General features: G+C 62.0%; 14 protein-coding genes. 7 read left to right on the plus strand and 7 right to left on the minus strand.

Annotated elements, in window-relative coordinates; all coding sequences use genetic code 11:
- Nucleotides 1–128: 128 nt before the first annotated feature.
- The 6 genes from uxuA to LQ215_RS07230 all read right to left on the minus strand — a co-directional run bounded on the left by uxuA (nucleotide 129) and on the right by LQ215_RS07230 (nucleotide 7,482).
- The gene (gene uxuA, locus LQ215_RS07205) at nucleotides 129–1,316 is read right to left on the minus strand and encodes a mannonate dehydratase (protein ID WP_230148377.1); all 1,188 of its coding nucleotides are present in this window, start codon (nucleotides 1,314–1,316) and stop codon (nucleotides 129–131) included.
- Between the two features lie 16 nt (nucleotides 1,317–1,332).
- Nucleotides 1,333–2,790, minus strand: coding sequence for a mannitol dehydrogenase family protein (locus LQ215_RS07210; RefSeq protein ID WP_230148379.1), 1,458 nt, complete (start codon nucleotides 2,788–2,790; stop codon nucleotides 1,333–1,335).
- A 17-nt stretch (nucleotides 2,791–2,807) separates the two neighbouring features.
- Nucleotides 2,808–4,100: an MFS transporter gene (locus tag LQ215_RS07215; RefSeq protein WP_230148382.1), complete on the minus strand. Its 1,293-nt coding sequence runs from the start codon at nucleotides 4,098–4,100 to the stop codon at nucleotides 2,808–2,810.
- 78 nt (nucleotides 4,101–4,178) lie between these two features.
- The gene (locus tag LQ215_RS07220; protein ID WP_230148384.1) at nucleotides 4,179–5,210 is read right to left on the minus strand and encodes a Zn-dependent oxidoreductase; all 1,032 of its coding nucleotides are present in this window, start codon (nucleotides 5,208–5,210) and stop codon (nucleotides 4,179–4,181) included.
- 54 nt (nucleotides 5,211–5,264) lie between these two features.
- Nucleotides 5,265–6,476 carry a D-mannonate dehydratase ManD gene (gene manD, locus LQ215_RS07225; RefSeq protein WP_230148386.1) on the minus strand — a complete coding sequence of 404 codons (1,212 nt, stop codon included), beginning with the start codon at nucleotides 6,474–6,476 and terminating at the stop codon, nucleotides 5,265–5,267.
- A 4-nt stretch (nucleotides 6,477–6,480) separates the two neighbouring features.
- A complete protein-coding gene (locus LQ215_RS07230) occupies nucleotides 6,481–7,482 on the minus strand; it encodes a sugar kinase (protein ID WP_230148449.1) in 1,002 nt (333 codons plus the stop codon).
- A 153-nt stretch (nucleotides 7,483–7,635) separates the two neighbouring features.
- Between LQ215_RS07230 and kdgR the strand changes: the two genes are divergently transcribed.
- On the plus strand, nucleotides 7,636–8,421 hold the full coding sequence (gene kdgR, locus LQ215_RS07235) for a DNA-binding transcriptional regulator KdgR (RefSeq protein WP_095962353.1): 786 nt from the start codon (nucleotides 7,636–7,638) through the stop codon (nucleotides 8,419–8,421).
- A gap of 642 nt (nucleotides 8,422–9,063) precedes the next feature.
- Here the strand turns inward: kdgR and LQ215_RS07240 are convergent.
- Entirely contained in the window at nucleotides 9,064–10,620 is a 1,557-nt protein-coding gene (locus tag LQ215_RS07240) for a carbohydrate porin (RefSeq protein ID WP_230148388.1), read from the minus strand.
- 170 nt (nucleotides 10,621–10,790) lie between these two features.
- On the opposite strand from LQ215_RS07240, the gene LQ215_RS07245 reads away from it, so the two are divergent.
- The 6 genes from LQ215_RS07245 (at nucleotide 10,791) to LQ215_RS07270 (ending at nucleotide 17,632) form a co-directional block, all read left to right on the plus strand.
- Nucleotides 10,791–12,065 (plus strand): ABC transporter substrate-binding protein, encoded by a 1,275-nt coding sequence (locus LQ215_RS07245; protein ID WP_230148390.1) that lies wholly within the window; start codon nucleotides 10,791–10,793, stop codon nucleotides 12,063–12,065.
- 21 nt (nucleotides 12,066–12,086) lie between these two features.
- A complete protein-coding gene (locus tag LQ215_RS07250; RefSeq protein WP_230148392.1) occupies nucleotides 12,087–13,049 on the plus strand; it encodes a carbohydrate ABC transporter permease in 963 nt (320 codons plus the stop codon).
- Nucleotides 13,046–13,888 carry a carbohydrate ABC transporter permease gene (locus LQ215_RS07255; RefSeq protein WP_230148394.1) on the plus strand — a complete coding sequence of 281 codons (843 nt, stop codon included), beginning with the start codon at nucleotides 13,046–13,048 and terminating at the stop codon, nucleotides 13,886–13,888. The genes LQ215_RS07250 and LQ215_RS07255 overlap by 4 nt, the downstream gene beginning before the upstream one ends.
- A gap of 31 nt (nucleotides 13,889–13,919) precedes the next feature.
- Nucleotides 13,920–15,065: an ABC transporter ATP-binding protein gene (locus LQ215_RS07260; protein ID WP_230148396.1), complete on the plus strand. Its 1,146-nt coding sequence runs from the start codon at nucleotides 13,920–13,922 to the stop codon at nucleotides 15,063–15,065.
- A complete protein-coding gene (locus LQ215_RS07265; RefSeq protein WP_230148398.1) occupies nucleotides 15,062–16,564 on the plus strand; it encodes a glycoside hydrolase family 32 protein in 1,503 nt (500 codons plus the stop codon). The genes LQ215_RS07260 and LQ215_RS07265 overlap by 4 nt, the downstream gene beginning before the upstream one ends.
- 75 nt (nucleotides 16,565–16,639) lie before the next feature.
- Entirely contained in the window at nucleotides 16,640–17,632 is a 993-nt protein-coding gene (locus LQ215_RS07270) for a LacI family DNA-binding transcriptional regulator (RefSeq protein WP_230148400.1), read from the plus strand.
- Nucleotides 17,633–17,783 lie beyond the last annotated feature (151 nt).

Raw genomic sequence — 17,783 nt, forward strand, 5'->3', positions numbered from 1 at the left:
GGAGCTTGCTCCCGCTGGGTTGCGCAGCGACCCCAAACCGGTTGAATGCGATCTGGCTGATGCACCGAGGCGCCTGATTTTAGGGCTGCTGCGCAGCCCAGCGGGAGCAAGCTCCCTCGCCACAGGGGTTAGTGCGCTACTTGACTCAGCTGTTGCCGCACCGCCAGTTCCACGCCGCGAATTTCCGCCAAGCCCTTGAGACGGCCGATCAGCGAGTAACCGGGATTGCTTTTGCGCTGTTGATCGTCAAGCAATTGATGCCCATGGTCTGGCCGCAGCGGCAAGCGCGGGCCGCCTTCGCGCTCACGTCGGCGTTCTTCAGCCACCAGGGCGGCGATGACCCCGACCATGTCGACATCACCCTCCAAGTGATGGGCCTCATGGAAGCTGCGTGGGTCGGTTTCCCGGCGGGTTGAACGCAGGTGGGTGAAGTAGATGAACGGCGCAAAGTGCTTGGCCATCGCCACCAGGTCGTTGTCTTCACGCACGCCATAGGAGCCGGTGCAGAACGTCAGGCCATTGGCCGGGCTAGGCGCCGCGTCCAACAGCCATTGGGCGTCTTCGGCAGTGGACAAGATGCGTGGCAAACCGAGCAGCGCCCGGGGCGGGTCGTCCGGGTGGATCGCCATGCGCACCCCCACCTCCTGCGCGACGGGGATCACCGCGCGCAGGAAATACCCCAGGTGTTCGCGCAACGTGGCCTCGTCGATGTCGGCGTAGGTACGCAGCAAGTCACGGAAGTTGTCCAGGCTGTAGTGCTCCTCGGCGCCGGGCAAGCCCGCGATCAAGGTGTTGACCAAGGTTTCACGCTGGGTAGGTGACAGTTGTTCGAAGTAGGCCTTGGCCTGCTGGATATCCTCGGCGCTGTATTCGGCCTGCGCAGCCGGGCGCTGGAGGATGAACAGGTCAAAAGCAGCGAATGCGGTTTGATCGAAACGCAGTGCCCAACCGCCATCCGCCAGCTCATAGGCCAGGTCGGTACGGGTCCAGTCCAGCACCGGCATGAAGTTGTAGCAGACGATATCGATGCCGCAGCTCGCCAGGTTGCGCACGCTTTGCTGGTAGTTGGCGATGTACTCGTCGCGCCGCCCACAGCCGCGCTTGATGTCTTCGTGCACCGGAATGCTTTCCACCACCGACCAGCTCAAGCCGGCCGCTTCGATCATCTGCTTGCGCGCCGCGATGGCCTCCACCGGCCACACCTGCCCATTGGGGATTTCGTGCAGCGCGGTGACGATGCCGGTCGCACCGGTTTGGCGAACGTCCGCCAGGGAGATCGGGTCTTTGGGGCCAAACCAACGCCATGTCTGTTCCATGTTCTTCTCCTTGTTATCAGTTGGATGCGGCAAGAGGGGGCAACAGGCTGTCCACACCCTCGCGGACCAGGATGCGATAGGCGCGGTGCACGGCATCGCGAAATGCTGCGCGAGCCGCCAGCTGCGGCGGGAAGACTTCATCCAGGTCGAGGAAAGCATTCACCCGCGATGCGCCCTCGAAGCGTCCCGCAAGATCGGCAAAGGTTGCGCTCAGCGGGTCGTCGATCACGTGCATCGACTGACCAGGCAACGGTTGCGTGCAGTAGTGAATCCAGGCCGCGATGCCCAGGGCGGTACAGTCGATGCTGCGCCCTTGGTCGAGCAATTGCTGCGCGCCGAGCAACCAGCGTTGCGGCAGTTTCTGCGAGCCGTCCATGGCGATCTGGCGCAAGCGATGTTGCAAGCTGTCGTTGGCAAAGCGCGCCCGCAGGTCGTGGGCATACACCGAAAGATCGATGCCGGCCGGCATGTCCAGTGTGGGTGCGGCTTCTTCAGCCATGAAACGCTCGATGAGGCGCGCCAGCTTCACGTCGCTGACGGCGTCGAAGACCGACTCATGGCCGGCCAGCAACCCCACGTAGGCCAGCAATGAATGGCTGCCATTGAGCATGCGCAGTTTCATGGTTTCAAACGGACGCACATCGTCGACCATCTGCACGCCTTCCACTTCCCAGTCCGGGCGGCCGAGGGGAAAGTGATCCTCGATCACCCACTGGCTGAAACTTTCACAGACCACTGCCGCGCGGTCGTGGCAGTCCAGTTGCTGCTCCAGCCGGCGGAAGGATTCATCGTCCATGGCCGGCACGATGCGGTCGACCATGCAGCTGGGAAACGCCACCTGTTGCTCGACCCACTGCGCCAGCGTCTTATCCTGCAACGCCGCCAAGGCGCTCACCGCCTGGCGGGTGCGCTGGCCGTTGTCGGGCATGTTGTCGCAGCACAACACGGTGAAGGCCGGGATGCCTGCCGCGCGGCGTCGACGCAAGGCCTCAAGGACAATGCCGGGGGCCGAGCGCGGCGTTTGTGGCTGCGCAATGTCATGGGCAATCGTCGGGTCGTCGCGGCGCAACTGCCCGGAGGAAGGGCTCAGGCAGTAGCCTTTTTCGGTGACGGTGAGCGTGACGATCCGCGTTTGCGGCGCGGCCATGCGCTGCAGCAACTGTTCCAGCTCATCACCGCCCTCACCCACATACAACGCCTGGCGCAACACTCCGATCTCGCGCAGGGTCACCTGCTCGCGGTCGCGGTACTCGGCCACAGGGTAGCGGCCGTCCTGTTCGCGCAATTGCTCGACCAAGGAGCGATTGGAGCGCAGGTTGGCGCTGCACAGTCCCCAGTCACTTTCGCCATGGCGATTGAGATGGCGTTGCAGGTAGACCGCCTGGTGCGCGCGGTGAAACGCGCCCAGGCCCAGGTGCACGATACCGATCTGCGCTGCAGTCCCGGTACAAGGTACACGTTTCACAACAGGCATCGACTCACTCCTTCTGTTCAGGGATGGCCCAGGGCCGAAGCGGGTTGCGAGCTTTGTGCCGCCGCGTTGCCGGTATCGGCCACCGACAGCGGTTTCACGTAGCGCGCCACACACACGGCACCGATCACGGTCAACAGCCCCGCCAGCAGGAAAGCACTGGTGAACGAGCCGGTGAACTGCACCAGGAAGCCCGTCAGGGTCGGGCCGACAATGCCCGAGGTGTTAGCCAGGAAATGCATGAAACCGCTGACGCCGCCCACCCGCGCCGCCGGGACGGTGTCCTGGATGATCGCCCAGTAGATGGCACCGGTGAGGTACAGGAAGAACACCGCCAAGGCGACGAGGATGACCGCCGGATACAGGGTCTTGACCATCCCCGCACACGCGATGCAAACAGCGCAGGCCAGCAGGCAGGTCACCAGCACCACTTTGCGGGAGAACATCATCTTTCCGGTTTTCTTGAACACGAAGTCGGAGATGAAACCGCCCAAGGCCAGGCCGAGGAAGCCCAGCACCCAGGGAATGACCGTGGCGATGCTCATGTCCTTGACGTTCAGGCCGTGGGCCATGGTCAGGTAGCTGGGGAACCAGGTCAGGAAGAAGAACAACGTGTAGTTATAGGAAAAGAACGCCAGGGAGGTGAACAGCACCGTTGGCTGCTTGAGGTAGAAGCGCAGTGGGAACACCGGTTGTGCCGCCAACTCGCTTTGCCCCTCGGCCCGCAGAATCTCCTCGGCGCCCTCGCCTTCTGGCCGTTCCTTGACGAACTTGAACCACACGGCGGCCCAGACCAGGCCGATCACCATGATGATGATGAACGACATCTTCCAGCCGTAGGTGACGGCGATAAAGCCCACCACCGGACCGGAAATCGCCCCGCCCAGCGGCGTGCCGGACATCGACGTGCCAATCGCCCGCGCCCGGCGCTTGGGGGCGTACCAGTTGTTCACCATCTTGCTGGTGGTAACGCTCAGCGGTCCTTCACCCATGCCGAACAGGATCCGGATGAGCACCAGCGAAGCGAAACCCACCGTCAACACGGTAAGGCCGCTGAACAACGACCACAGGACCATGGCCAGCAGCAACGTGGTCTTGGCGCCGTAGCGGTCGGCGGCCCAGCCACCGATGAAGTTGAAGGCGGCATAACCGACGAAGAAACTGCTGAAGATCATGCCCATCTCACCCGTACTCAGACCATAGTCCTTCTGGATGAAAGGCGCCGCCACAGACAATGCCGACCGGTCGAGGTAATTGATGACCCCGGCCAGGAACAGCATGATGATGATTAAGCTACGTCCTTGACCAAACATGGTGGAACCTCCCGCTTGTTGTGTTTATTCGGTGAGGGTGCCCATGACAGGCACGATGAAACCGGTAGTACGGACGACTCAGGGATGGGCGTTCGTCAGCTCCACCAGCACTTTTCGGGTTTGCTCGGGGTGTTTTTCGATCAGGTCGATGGCGCCGGGCATTTCGTCGAAGCTGACGCGATGGCTGATCAGGTCCTGGACTTGCAACTTGCCACTGGCGATCAGTTCGATCACCCGCGGAAACTTGCGGTTGTTGAGCCGCGAGCCCACCAGGGTCAGTTCCTTCTTGATCATTTCCAACTGCACCAAATCACTCGGCGTGGCATTGAACCCCAGCAATCCGATGCGCCCGGCCGGCGAAGCCAGGCGCACCATCTGCGGCATCAATGCCGGAATGCAGGCGGCATCGACAATCAACGGCACGCCTTCACCCTGAGTCAATTCACGCATCGTGGCCTCGACGTCGACTTGCTGGCCGTTGAGGGTCCGGCTGGCGCCCAGCGCCCGCGCCGTCTCCAGGCGGCTGTCGATGACATCGGTCACGGTGATGTCGGTCAATCCCAGCGCCCGGGCCATCTGCACCAGGGTCAGGCCGATCACCCCGGCACCGTAGATCAATACGCTGTCGCCCGGATGGGGCTGCATCCGATCGAGCACGTTCAGGGCAATGGAGTAAGGCTCGACCAGGGCGCCGTGGCTGAGGGACATCGAATCGGGCAAGCGGTGGGCATTCTCGGCCGGCACGCACACCTGTTCGCTGAAACCGCCGTCACGATGCACGCCGATCACTTGCAGGCGGGTGCAGACATTCGGTCGGCCAATCCGGCAGGGATAACAGGTGCCGCAACTGATCACCGGATCGACGCACACTCGGTCACCCACGTGCAGGTGTTCCACGCCCTCGCCGACTTGCCGGACCACCCCGGAGAACTCATGGCCGGTGACACGGGGGAAACGCACGAATGCGTTCTGCCCATGAATGATGTGCATGTCCGAGCCACAGATGCCGGCATACGCCACATCGACCTGGACCTCGCCATGGGCGATCCGGGGTCTGTCGACCTGGGCCAGCCCGAACTCGAAGGGTGCTCTTACCTGGAACGCTTTCATCGGATCACTCCTGACGGGACGTTCGCCCCGTTTGCTCAAAGGGTTAAAAGCGTTTCACCAATGCCACAGCGTGCCGTCTTCAAGACGGTTGACCGGCAGGCTGGCGCGCTTGTAGGGGTATTGGCGGGCAAGGTCTTCATCGATGTCGACGCCATGTCCCGGTGTTTCGCCCGGCGTGAAATGGCCGTCCTCGAAGCGATAGGCATGGGGGAAGACTTCATCGATGCGCTCTTCGTGAGGCATGTGTTCCTGGATGCCGAAGTTGGGCACCCAGGTATCGAAATGCAGGGCCGCGCCCATGCACACCGGTGACAGGTCGGTGGCGCCGTGGAAACCGGTGCGCACCTGGAACAACGCGGCGAAATCGGCAATACGCCGCACATGGGTAATGCCGCCGGCATGCACCAGCGTCGTGCGGATGTAGTCGATCAATTGTTCCTGGATCAACTCGCGGCAGTCATGGATGGAGTTGAACACCTCGCCAACGGCCAACGGCGTGGTGGTGTGCTGGCGGATCAGGCGAAAGCTCTGCTGGTTTTCGGCCGGCGTGCAGTCTTCCAGCCAGAACAGGTTGTACGGTTCCACGGCCTTGCCCAGGCGCCCGGCCTCGATAGGCGTCAGGCGATGGTGCACGTCGTGGAGGATATGCAGGTCGTCGCCAAAGCGCTCGCGCACGGCAGCGAACAGCTTGGGGACGTAGTTGAGGTATTTGGCGGTGTCCCAGACGTGTTCGGCGGGCAGGTCGCTGTCGGCCGGTTCATAGCGCTCGCCACTGCGCTTGGCGACACCGTAGGTGGTGGCAATGCCGGGCACGCCGCATTGCACACGCACGGCTTTATAGCCCAGCTCGACGTGACGGGCGACTTCGTCCAGGCACCCTTCGATGTCCTTGCCGGTGGCATGCCCATAGACCATCACCCGTTCGCGGCTCTTGCCACCGAGCAACTGGTACAACGGCATGTTCGCGGCCTTGGCCTTGAGGTCCCAGAGCGCCACGTCGACGGCGGCGATGGCAGTCATGGTCACCGGCCCCCGGCGCCAGTACGCACCGCGGTACAGGTACTGCCAGATGTCTTCGATGCGATGGGCGTCGCGGCCGATCAGCGCGGGCAGCACGTGCTCCTCCAGATACGCGACCACCGCCAGTTCGCGGCCATTCAACGTCGCATCGCCAATGCCGTAGAGGCCTTCATCGGTGACGATTTTCAAGGTGACCAGGTTGCGACCCGGGCAGGTCACGATGACGCGCGCTTCAACAATTTTCATAAAGTCAGACCTGTGCAACAGAAGGGAGTGAGGACGTGCCCATGTTCGGCATCGCCGCTTGGGGAATCAGCGCACCCCGGTATTGGACGACCTGGGCAGCCAGGCGATGGCCCCAGCGGGCGGCTTGCTCTGGATCGCCGCCACGCAGGCGGCAGGCCAGGTAGGCGGCGTTGAACGAATCACCGGCAGCGGTGGTGTCGATGACATGGGCGACGGTTTGCGCGGGTACTTCGAAACGCCCTGTCGGGCACTGGATCAAGCAGCTGGCGGCGCCGCGCTTGAGGGCCACTTCGCGGATGCCCGCCTGGGTGTAGGCATTGAACAAGGCCTGGGTGTCGCGATAGCCGAACAGGGCTGCGTCATCTTCCCAGGTGACCAGGGCCAGGTCGGTCAGTTGCAACAGGTCGCGGTAGGCCTGCCGGGCCGTTTCAGGATCGGGCCAGAGATGGGGGCGGTAGTTGTTGTCGAAGACGATGCGCGTGCCCGCCCGGCGCGCCAGGTGCAAGGCCTGGATCAGGCGTTGGCGCCCTTCTGGCGTGAGGATCGCCAGGCTGATGCCGCTCAGGTAGACGTAGTCGTAATCGGCCAGCGCATCGAGCATGACCGCTGCCTCGGAGCCCTCGAACATGCGCCGCGCCGCCGCTTCCCCACGCCAGTAGAGGAAACGCCGCTCGCCGTGGGGATCGGTCTGGATGAAATACAGCCCCGGCAGCGCGTCTTCGATTACGCGGACATGGGCATCACCAATCCCTTCGTCCCGCCAGGACCGGCGCATGGCAACGCTGAACGCATCGCTGCCCACGGCCGTGATGTAGTCCACGGCCACTGCGCCAGGCAAATTCAATCGGGCCAGGTAGACCGCGGTGTTGAGCGTATCGCCACCGAAGGTCTGCGTGATCGCGGCACCCGGCTCACCGCGCATCTCGATCATGCATTCCCCCACCAACGCCACCTTCAGCGGGCGGGCGAAGCGGGTCTCTGGGCCATGGTTAAGCGTCAAATCCATAATCAACGCGCCTTTCTTGTTTTTAAAACGGCGTTTCATTTTTATCTCAAGGCCCGAGTCTAGTCAGATTTGCCGCCTCGTCAAGCAAAAATGAAACAGCGTTTTGTTCTGCTTGCGTATATCCTTGGGTTTTACTTTCACGTTGGAGCCTTCATGGACAACAGCGTCATTCCAAACAACGATCTGGTGTCGGCGGTGGGCCGGACCATGGCCGTGCTTGAGGCACTGGCCGAGCATCCGGAAGAAAGCGGCGTCTCGGAAATCGCCAACAAGCTGGACATGTCCAAGGCCACGGTCTATCGCTTCTTGCAGTCGCTCAAGGCGCGTGGGTATGTGGTGCAGGACGCCGAGGATCGCTATCGCCTCAGCGTCCGGCTGTTTGAACTGGGGGCCCAGGCCCTGCCCCACCTGGACATCGTCCGGGAAGCGGAACCGGGCATGCGGCGGATCAACGAGCTGACCGGCGAGACCGTCCACCTGGGGATTCTCGACGAAGGCAGCATCGTCTACGTGCACAAGATCGACTCCAAGTACAACCTGCGCATGTACTCGCGGATCGGCCGGCGGGCGCCGTTGTACTGCACCGGCATCGGCAAGGTGTTGATGGCCTGGCTTGAAGAAGAGGAGTTGCTGGCGCACTTGGCGCAGGAAAGCTTCGAGCGTCGCACGGCCAATACCTTGACCAGTGCCGAAGCGTATTTGCAGGAACTGGAGACCGTCCGCCAGCAAGGCTATGCCGAGGACCATGAAGAGTTCGAAGACAACATGCGTTGCCTGGCGGCACCGATCCGCGACCGTTTCGGCCATGTGATCGGCGGGATGAGCGTTTCATTTCCCTGCTTTCGCTTCAGAGAAGAATTGAAGCAGGACTACGTCAAGCAACTGATGCAAGCCACCCAACAGATCTCAAGCCAGTTGGGCTGGCATGCGCGGGGGTAATCACAAAGTCCGTCGACAGACCTGTGGCGAGGGAGCTTGCTCCCGCCCGGCTGCGAAGCAGTCGTGAACCGGTGGATGCGGTGGGTCTGATATCCCCATTCGGCAGGTATTGGGGCCGCTTCGCGACCCAGCGGGAGCAAGCTCCCTCGCCACAAATCCACCGTTGTTCTTAAGTGAACCGCATACCTGTGGGAGCGAGCTTGCTCGCGAAGGCGTCGGCACATCCAACATCATTGCAAACTGATCCACCGCTTTCGCGAGCAAGCTCGCTCCCACAGTTGGATCAGGGTACGGCAGGAGAGATAGGTCGGCTGTCAGGCCGCCTCGCTTTTGCTTTTGATCTGGAGGCCCCGTTAACCACGCTGGCCGAACGCAGGCATTGCGCAGTGGGCATCCCGGCATGGATGCCGGGATAGCCGCGCTGGGCCATGGATGGCCCTTCGCGGCGGGCCCACGGAGCAATGCCTTCGTTCGGGCATGCCGAGCCTAGGCGAGGCACCGAGTGGTGGGGCAAGCCTTTTTTGCTTACTTTTTTTGGCGTCTGAAAAAAAGTGAGCCGCCGTCAGGGCGGAACCCTAAGCAGCCGTTACCGCAGCACTGGATATGTACCCGGTCAACAAAATCCATGTCAACTGACCGGCCTCAGAACCAGGTTTCCATCTGGATGCCGTACTGCCAGGTGCCGCCGGCGTTGAAGTCGGTCTTGCCGAAGGAATCCGTGGAGCTGTACCTGTCCAGGTCCGACGACCAGTTCATGACGCTGGCGAACAGGCGTAGCTCGGGACGCGTGAGCAGATCGCCCAAGTCAGGCTTGAAGGTCGGGGCGACCGTGAACTTCCAGAAGTTGCCGTCGACCGCATTGCGTTGCAGGTAGCCCTTGGGATCGAGCTGCATGGTTTGCCAGCTCATCTCGTAGGCCATCTCGAAATTGCTGTTGATTTCATTGGCCAACCGCACGTTCAGGGTCATCCAGCGGTAGTCGTCGCCCTTGACGTAGCGATCCTTGCTTTGCTCGGCCAGCAGGCTCGGGCCGATGCGCCAGCCGGACGCTATAGGGGTCTCGCCGTAGAGCGCCAGACGCAGGGCACGAGCGTCGTCAATCAGCTCGCCATCCGAGCCAACGTTCTTGACCTCAGCCCCCAACCCCTGCCCATAGAGCAGCGCCGTCTTGAAGAAGCCTTCGCGGCCGAAAAAGTTTTTCTGGTGATTGGCGACCATGCTGTGCAAGCCGGAATCGGCCGGCGTCAGCCCCGCCTCGTTGGTGCGGGTAGCAAAATCGTTTTTCTTCGAGCCGATGGCGTTGAACATCCACTGCCACTGGCCACCGTCGAAAAACTGGTTGGACGTCAGGATGTAGCTTTCCACATCGGCATTGACGCCACCCTCGCTGAAATCCCCGTAGTTGCGACCGATCAATGAGTAGTTCGAGCGCCAGTCCTTGGTCATCTGTATATCGTAGATGCCGCCACCGGTGCCGGCCAGATAGACCACGTCAGAGTCCAGCCAGTGGATGTCGAAATTGTCCCGGTCGAAGCGCTTGCCGGCCCACAGGGTGGAGTTTTCGAACATCGAATTGCCCTTGAAGGCCGCGAGGTGATCGAGTTCGGTAAACACCTGGCGCACGTTCAGGTTGCTTTCATCGGCGGTCCAGTCGTTGGAGCTCTCCACGCCATCGGCGATGGACACCGTGAACTTGGAGTGGGTGCCGTTCTGCGCGTACTGCTCTTTCGACAGGTCGATGCGCATGTAGGTGTCGTCCTCGTTACCGAGTCGCCCGACGGCGCCACCCACAGAACCGGCCGGAGTGGTGTACGGACCGCCACGACCACCGCCCAACCCATCATTGATCAGCAACCCGGAGCGGGCGTAGCCCTTGAAGCTGAAGCCGTCGGTAAGGTGGGCGCCACTGCCCTGCTTCGCCGTGCTTTGCTGGCTGGCTTCGAGTTTTGCCAGGCGAGCATCGAGCGTGGGGACCGTAGCGGCGGACGCCACCGGTTGTGTGGCGGGCGTGGCGAGTTTGAGTTGCTGCAATTCCCTGGCGAGTGCCTGGGTTTGCTGTTCGGCGGCGGCTGCGCGTTTTTCCGCTGCGCTGGCACGGGCCTCGAACGCGGCCATGCGCTCTTCCAGAGTCGCGGCCTGAGAAGTGGTCGCCGCGGCGCCGAGCACGCCTGCGAGTAGCCAGCTTGATGCTTTCTGCATGTGGATTTTCCCTGTTTTGTTTTTATTGTTCTGGTGCCGCGACCGGCCTTTTTCGCCCAGGTTCTGAATTGTCAAACCAAAGGAAAAAAAGGATGCCTCATCGCAAATACACTGCTACATTTGGCGATGTTAACGTTAACTTTTCTAAAAACAAAAATAAAGAGGGCTTTATGAAACAGCTCAAATCGCTCCTTCCAGCGGCATTGCTCGGCCTGTGCGTCGGGTTTCCGTCCCTCTCCACAGCCGCCAGCCTGACGATTTCCTGCGGTGCCGTGGGTGCTGAACTGCAGCTTTGCAAGGAGGCCGTCGAGGCGTGGTCGAAGCAGACCGGCAACAGCGTTGAAGTGGTTTCCACGCCTAACTCGGCGACCGAGCGGTTGTCGTTCTACCAACAGATCCTCAGTGCGCAATCCAGCGACATCGACATCATCCAGATCGACATGGTGTGGCCGGGGATGCTTGCCAAGCACTTGATGGACCTGCGCGAGGTGCTTCCTGCCAACGCGACCCAGGGTTACTTCCAGGCCCAGGTGGACAACGCCACGGTGAATGGGCGCCTGGTGACCATGCCGTGGTTCACCGACTCGGGGCTGCTGTATTACCGCAAGGACCTGCTCGAGAAATACAACAAGCCCGTGCCCCAGACCTGGGAAGAAATGACCACGACTGCCAGGGCTGTCCAGCAGGCCGAGCGTGATGCCGGGAACGCCAATGCCTGGGGCTATGTATTCCAAGGGCGCGCCTACGAAGGCCTGACGTGTAACGCACTGGAGTGGATCAGCAGTCAGCCGCAAGGCGGGCTGGTCAATCCGCAAGGCGACATCGTGGTCAACAGCCAGGCCTCGAGGGCCGCATTGACCCTGGCCAAAAGCTGGGTGGGCGACATCGCCCCGCGTGGCGTGCTCAATTACACCGAGGAAGAAGGACGCGGCGTCTTCCAATCGGGCAATGCGTTGTTCATGCGTAACTGGCCTTATGTCTGGGCCCTGGTGCAAAGCCAGGACAGCGTCGTGAAGGACAAGGTCGGCGTCGCTCCCCTGCCCCGCGGCGGCGCGACGGGCACCCATGCGTCCACTCTCGGTGGCTGGGGCCTGGCGGTGTCGCGCTACAGCGCCAACCCCAAGCTCGCCGCCGAACTGGTGAGTTATCTGAGCAGCGCCCAGCAACAGAAACACCGCGCCCTGGTGGGTGCCTACAACCCGGTGATCGAGTCGCTGTACCAGGATCCCGAGTTGCTCGCGGCCATGCCTTACTACAGCCAACTGCGCAGCATCCTCAATGATGGGGTCATGCGCCCTGCTTCAATCACCGCCGACCGCTATCCACGGGTCTCCAATGCGTTCTTCGATCAAGTGCACGGCGTGCTGGCGGGCGAACGGCCGATCGATCAGGCGCTGGCCGAACTGGAAAGCGAACTCACGCGCATCAAACGCCGGAACTGGTAAGCCACAAGGAAGGAAATCACCATGTCTGTCTCCACCACACTCGCCCCCGACGACGAGTACCTGCTCACCCGGGAAACGCCCGTACAACGCCGTCGCGTTCGCGCCGCCTGGCTGTTCCTGAGCCCAATGCTGCTGTGCCTGGCGCTGGTGGCGGCCTGGCCGCTGCTGCGCACCTTCTGGTTCAGCCTGACCGACGCCAGCCTGGCCGACACGGGCGATGCAAGCTTTGTCGGCTTGAGCAATTATCTGTTTCACAGCAGCGCCGGCTGGTCGGGCATTCTGGTCGATCCACAGTGGTGGAACGCGGTGCGCAACACCTTGCATTTCACCGTGGTGTCAGTCGGATTGGAAATCGTCCTGGGGCTGCTGGTGGCGTTGCTGCTGAACGTCCAATTCAGCGGACGCGCCCTGGTGCGGGCGCTGATCCTGATCCCCTGGGCGATCCCGACCATCGTCTCGGCGAAAATCTGGTCATGGATGCTCAACGACCAGTTCGGCATCATCAATCACCTGATGCTCGGCCTCGGCCTGATCGATGCGCCCCTGGCCTGGACAGCCGACGCAGACCTGTCGATGTGGGCAGTGATCATCGTCGACGTCTGGAAGACCGTGCCTTTCGTCACGCTGCTGATGCTGGCGGCTTTGCAGATGTTGCCCAGCGACTGCTACGAAGCCGCCAGGGTCGATGGCATTCACCCGGTGAAAGTGTTCTGGTGGGTCACCCTGCCGCTGTTGATGCCGGCCTTGCTGGTGGCGGCGATTTTTCGCATCCTCGACTCCTTGCGGGTGTTCGACGTCATCTATGTGTTGACCTCGAACTCATCGAGCACCATGAGCATGTCGGTCTATGCCCGCCAGCACCTGGTGGAATTCCAGGACGTCGGTTACGGCAGCGCCGCTTCGACCTTGCTGTTCCTGGTCGTGGCGGTTATCGCCATGGCGTACCTGTACCTCGGACGCCGTCAGTTGGAGGTCCGCTCATGAGCCCGCGCCTGCTGAAAAAAACCCTGCTGCGCGCCGGGTTCTGGTGCCTGATCGGGATCTTGCTGCTGTATGCGGTCTTCCCGTTCTACTACGCCATCGTGACGTCGCTGAAGCCGTCCAGCGCCTTGTTCCAGGTGAGCTACTGGATCGACAAACCCGACTTCTCCAACTATGCCGCCGTGCTGAGCCAGGCCTCGTTCCTGCGGGCCATCGGCAACTCGCTGGTGGTTGCGCTGAGCGTGGTCGCGCTGGCGTTGTTCCTCAGCCTGACCGCCGCCTATGCCTTGGGCCGCGTGAAGTTTCGCGGACGCGGCGTGGTGTTGATGATGGTCCTCGGTGTTTCGATGTTTCCACAAGTCGCGGTGCTGTCGGGATTGTTCGAAGTGATCCGTGCCCTGGGCCTGTACAACACGTCCTGGGCGTTGATCCTGAGCTACACGATTTTCACCCTGCCCTTCACCGTCTGGGTGCTGACCACCTTCATGGGCCAACTGCCTCATGAGCTGGAAGAGGCCGCGATCATGGACGGTGCGTCACCCTGGGTCACGCTGACCCGCGTGCTGTTGCCGCTGCTCTGGCCGGCACTGGTCACCACGGGGCTTTTGGCCTTCATCGCCGCCTGGAACGAGTTCCTGTTCGCCCTGACCTTCACCCTGACCGACTCGCAACGCACGGTCCCGGTCGCCATCGCGCTGATTTCCGGCGGCAGCCCTCATGAATTGCCTTGGGGCTTATTGATGGCGGCGTCGGTGCTGGTCACGGTGCCATTGGTGATTCTGGTGCTGGTCTTCCAGCGCCGCATCGTTTCCGGCCTCACTGCCGGCGCGTTAAAGGGTTGAGGCCCAACACTGACAAGAAAGGAACAGCATCGTGATCAAGTTGAAGCTGGATAACGTGAACAAACAATTGGGCGGCACACGCATTCTTCGCGACGTCAGCCTGGAAATCTCGGCGGGTGAATTCGTGGTGTTCGTCGGCCCTTCGGGCTGCGGAAAGTCGACCTTGCTGCGGCTGATCGCCGGACTGGATTCGATCTGTGACGGCGACCTGCTGATCGACGGACGCCGGGTCAATGACCTGGAACCGCGCGAGCGTGGCGTCGGCATGGTGTTCCAGTCCTATGCGCTGTACCCGCACATGAGCGTCTACGACAACATCAGCTTTGGCCTCAAACTGGCCAAGACCGAAAAGACCAGCCTGCGCGAGCGCGTGCTGAAAACCGCGCAGATCCTGCAGCTGGACAAACTGCTGCAACGCAAGCCACGGGAACTGTCGGGCGGGCAACGCCAGCGGGTGGCCATGGGCCGGGCCATGGCGCGGGAACCGGACATCCTGTTGTTCGACGAGCCGCTGTCCAACCTCGACGCCTCCTTGCGCGTGCAGATGCGCAACGAAATCGCCCGGCTGCATGGGCGCCTGGGCTCGACCATGATCTACGTGACCCACGACCAGGTTGAAGCGATGACCCTGGCCGACAAGATTGTCGTGCTCAATGGCGGCCGCATCGAGCAGGTCGGCTCGCCACGCGAACTCTATGAGCATCCGGCCAGCCGTTTTGTCGCCGGTTTCCTCGGTTCGCCCAAGATGAACTTTCTGCCGGCGCACCTGCACATCCCAGGTGAAACCAGCCAGATCGACAGCCCTTTATTGGGCCTGACGCCCCTGCCCTTCGACAGCACCCACCTGGCGGCGAACAGCCCGCTGACCCTGGGAATTCGCCCGGAACACGTGTCGCTCAAAGCGGCGCAAGGCAGCGTCGGCATCGTCGTGGTCGGGGTCGAATACCTGGGCAGCGAAACCTACGTGCACCTGGAATCAGGCGAGGACGAACCGTTGATCTGTCGTTGCGAGGTCAACGCTGGATGGCGAGTGGGCGACCGGGTTGAACTGCAACTGGCGTTCGCCAGCGTGCATCTGTTCGACGCGGATGGCACGGCCTTGAGACGCCCTCCTGCTGTTATTGGAGTCCTCCCGGAGGACGTCCCGCAGCGCTCGCCAAAAGCAGGCGTTCTATGACCGTGTCTGTGAATGCCATGAACGCCCCTGTGCCCTCCCCCCTTGAACATGCGCAGCAGGCGCTGAGTGAAGGTCAGTCTCGCGTCATCGACGATTATCGACCTGACTATCATCTGGCGCCTGTCGCAGGCTGGATGAACGACCCTAACGGCGTGGTGTTTTTCCGTGGCGAATATCATGTGTTCTACCAGCACCACCCTTTCGATGCCAAATGGGGGCCAATGTATTGGGGGCACGCCAAGAGCGCCGACCTGGTCCATTGGCAGCATCTGCCCCTGGCCCTGGCGCCAGGCGATGACTTCGACCGCCACGGCTGTTTTTCCGGTAGCGCGGTGGTGTGTGGCGACACCCTGGCGCTGATCTACACCGGGCACACCTGGCTGGGGGACGTGGGTGACGAACGCTTTATCCGCCAGGTCCAGTGTCTGGCCACCAGTGACGACGGCATCCGGTTCGTCAAGCATGGCGCCGTCATCGAGCACGCACCGCAAGAAACGATCATGCACTTTCGCGACCCGAAGGTCTGGCAGGAGGACGGCTTTTGGTACCTGATTGCCGGTGCGCGCCTGGGCGACAAGCCGCTGCTGCCGCTGTACCGCTCCACCGACCTGCACACCTGGCAATTCCTCGATTACGTGTCCAGCGGCAATGAGGGCGATGGCTACATGTGGGAATGCCCGGACCTGTTTCGCCTCGACGGGCGCGACGTGCTGCTGTACTCCCCCCAGGGCATGCAACCCGAAGGTTACGAACGCCTCAACAAGTACCAGACCGGCTATCGCATTGGCCGGCTCGACAACCAATGGCACTTCACCGGCGGACCGTTCATCGAACTGGATAACGGTCACGATTTCTATGCCGCGCAAACGCTGGAGGCCGCCGATGGGCGGCGCCTGGTGTGGGCCTGGCTGGACATGTGGGAAAGCCCGATGCCGAGCCAGGCCCATCACTGGTGCGGCATGCTCGGCTTGCCCCGCGAGCTTGAACTGCAGGGCGATCGCCTTGGCGTGTTTCCGGCACGGGAACTGACCGCGCTGCGCCAGGCACCGTTGCCGAGCGTCGCACCGTGGGGCGAGTCCGGCAGCTGCTGGGTGCCGCAGGTGCAGGGCGACAGGCTGGAAATCCACGTGCATCTGGATCTGCTCGGCTGCACCGAAGGCCACCTGGGCATCGCCTTGCGCTGCAGTGCCGATCAGCAGGAACAAACCCTGCTTTATTACGACGCGTCACTGCAACGCCTGGTGCTCGATCGCAGCCGCTCGGGTGCGCAAGTGAGCGGTCAGCGCAGCGTGTCGATCGAGCCGACGCAAACACAACTGCACCTGCGGGTGTTTCTCGATCGCTCGTCCATCGAGGTGTTCGAGGAAAACGGCCGCTTCAGCTTCAGCAGCCGCCTCTATCCGCGGCCCGACAGCCTCGGGGTGAAACTGTTGGCGAACGGGACTGGCGGGCGCGTCGCCATTGCCAAGGCGTGGCCGCTGGACTCGGGCTGGCTGTGAGTACCGTCATTCGAGTCGCGAGAAGGCCAGGGCCTGTGTCATGATTCTGCGTCAACCTGACTGGCCGCACTTCGCATGACTTCCGTGAAAGACGTTGCACAGCTGGCCGGCGTATCCCTGATGACGGTTTCGCGCGCGCTCAACACGCCGGAAAAACTGAGCCCCGAAACCCTTCAGCGGGTACGTCGCGCCATTGAGGAACTGCAATTCGTACCGAGCCTGTCGGCGCGCAGGATGCGCGGCGACAACCTGCAGGCGCGCACCATCGGTGTATTCGCACTGGACACCGCGACCACGCCGTTCGCCGTCGAGTTGCTGTTGTCCATCGAACAGACTGCGCAGCAGGCAGGCTGGAACGTCTTCATCCTCAACCTGTTGAGCAACCCGCCCACCGACCAGAACATCGACCTGATGCTGTCGCACCGCCCCGACGGGTTGATCTTCAGTGCGATGGGATTGCGCCAGGTAAGCATTCCCGAGCGACTCAAGCGCAAACCGCTGGTGCTCGCCAATTGCCTGGCCGATGACAGCCACCTGGTCAGTTATGTGCCGGATGATGAAGCCGGGCAGCATCGAGCCATGCAGCATGCGTTGAGCCAAGGCTATCGGCGCCCGCTGTGTATCAATTTGCCGAGGAAGAGTCTTGCCTGGGGCCTGCGCCAGAAAGGCTTGAAACGCGCCTGCCAGGCCGTCGGGCTGGCACCTGAAGCACTCCTGCAGTACGACCTTTCCGATCACGACGCCTACGGTGAAACCGCCGCCATTCTCGACCGGCATATCGTTGACGGCCGTCCGCAATTCGACATCCTGGTCTGCGGCAACGACCGCATCGCCTTTTGCGCCTATCAGCTGTTGCTGGGGCGCGGCCTGAAAATTCCCGACGATGTCGCGGTGCTCGGCTACGACAACATGATCGGTATCGCCGAACTGTTCATCCCGCCACTGACTACCGTACAACTGCCGTACTACGAGATCGGTCGCCAGGCGGCCCGGCACCTGATCGAGAACCTCGAACTAACGGGTGCCCAGCCGGTGGATTGCCCCCTGGTGGTCAGGGCGTCGCTATAGGACTGGCGAGGGAGCTCCTCTAGGCGCTGTGTAGGAGCTGTCGAGCGAAGCGAGGCTGCGATCTTTCCCTTGGCAATTGAATCGAAAGCGAAAGATCAAGATCAAAAGATCGCAGCCTTCGGCAGCTCCTACACAAGTCCAGCGGGAGCAC

The sequence above is a fragment of the Pseudomonas brassicacearum genome, from assembly GCF_918698105.1.
In the GTDB taxonomy this organism is placed as follows: domain Bacteria; phylum Pseudomonadota; class Gammaproteobacteria; order Pseudomonadales; family Pseudomonadaceae; genus Aquipseudomonas; species Aquipseudomonas brassicacearum_F.